The following is a 1186-nucleotide window of genomic DNA, read 5'->3' on the forward strand; positions in this document are numbered from 1 at the left end:
GGAGCGCCGATCCCGATCGGCAGCGTGCTGATCTGCTGCGTCTCCCCCGGCGCCAGCGCGTCCACCGTCCCGGTCGCCGGCGTCGTGATGCCGGTCCCCTCCGGAGCGATGGTCTTCTTCGGCTCGTAGTCCTCCGCCGGAGGCACGTCGGCCGTCGTCATGTCGGCGAGACCGCCACCGTCCTCACCCTCGGCGAGTTCGGGCTTGGGCAGGTCGACGAGGTCGACGCCCGAGCGACTGCTGGGCGGAGGTACGGCGTACGAGCTCGGCAGCATGCCGATCGTCACGGCGGTCGCCGCGACGACCACCACACCGACGCGCGCTCGCCTCCGACGACGGCGCTGCTCCTCGGTGCCGGGGAGATATCCCCGGCCACTCCATGAAAGCGATCCCCACACGACGGCCGCGGCCCCCCACAGTCGATCCCGACCACCGGCCGAACCATGCGGAAACACACGGCGCCGAAGGCTAATTGATTCGCCGAATGTTCAGGCACGAATTCACAACTCGTCAAATGACAGACCGCCATGGTGATTTCACTCACACGCCAATACAGCTCATTCTCTCTTTACCGTTCCTATGCCAATGAATCATGAATCAGGGGCCATGGCACCGAAGACCGTCCGGTATGCGAACAAAACAGAGGTCTCTCCACTCAAGGGGCATCTCAGGGAAACCTTTGGACTGTTTCCTACTCCTACGCACACTTCTGCGTCCCGCTCGATCGCCTACGGAGCCGGGGCAGGCGCGGCTCGGCGGCTCGGCCACCACACGGAGCGTGAACGGAAGGTGGCCTCCACCCCGCAAGCACATCTATGGATGCGGGGTGTTCCGTCCGGCATGCTTCTCACTCGCCCCACCCTCTCGGGACGGTCTCCGGTCATCGGACGGAATCCGGGAGAAGGCGGGGCTCACTGAAAATGTGACGGCGCGCGCCCTCCGGAGCGCCCGGGTCAATACGGCTGGACAGCCGCCCGGGCATGTACTCCGGGGATGGGGCGCGCCGTTTTTGGGGGAGGGAATCCAGCACCGTGGAACGTCGTCGACCAAGCCGGGCAACCGTCCGGCGCACCGCGGCGGGGGTGGCGGCACTCGTCGCGGCCGGCCTCGGTTTCGCCATGCTCGGGCCCGCCCCCGATGACCCGGTGCGGGAGTCCGCCGCGCCGGTCACGCCCGCCACCGCCCC

1 protein-coding gene is annotated in these 1186 nt (G+C 67.5%); it reads right to left on the bottom strand.

The features are described from left to right. A partial coding sequence (locus ACWD3D_RS37300) for a hypothetical protein (protein WP_451465061.1) occupies positions 1–311 on the bottom strand: 311 nt, incomplete at its 3' end. Positions 312–1186 lie beyond the last annotated feature (875 nt).

The organism is Streptomyces sp. NPDC002690, assembly GCF_053592415.1.